Source organism: Oleiphilus sp. HI0043 (genome assembly GCF_001634935.1).
Genome location: NZ_LWEY01000201.1, coordinates 1 through 520, shown reverse-complemented (window position 1 = coordinate 520; position 520 = coordinate 1). Strand labels below are relative to the sequence as shown.

The window sequence follows — 520 nt, the reverse complement described above, 5'->3', positions numbered from 1 at the left end:
GTCGTTTCAAATGCCTGATTTACATACTTTATGCTCCCATTGGTGGCGATGATCATGACCGACACAGGGCTCTGCTCGACGGCTTGGGAGAGGGTACGAATTTTTTGTCCGGTTTTTACTTCCTGGCTGATATCGCGAACTATCCCGAGTACCAGGGCTTTGCCGTCAATATCAATATTCTTTCCAATCACTTCTGAGTGATAAGTGCTTCCGTCTTTACGTTGAAGCAAAACTTCAACGGTTAGCCCTTCTTCAGTGGTTTTGGTTCTTTCGAAAGAGCGGTGATCTTGTTCGGGTGCCTTTATATCAAACACCGTCATGCCTAGCAGCTCATCTTTGCTGTAGCCGCTCATCTTACAAAAAGCAGGGTTAACAAATACGTAATTACCCTCAGTGTCGGCAACTGTAATGCCTTCAGAGCTTTGGTCAGTGATGGCCTTGAGCATGCGATCACTTTCAATATGCTTTTGTTGTCCTGATCCCATGAGTGCCTTGTTGCAGTTATACGTCAATTAAAGAA

General features: G+C 45.0%; 1 protein-coding gene. It reads right to left on the bottom strand.

Annotated features, from left to right (window positions below):
- On the bottom strand, nucleotides 1-485 hold a 485-nt coding region (locus A3729_RS03320; RefSeq protein WP_156497615.1), incomplete at its 3' end, for a PAS domain-containing protein.
- Nucleotides 486-520 lie beyond the last annotated feature (35 nt).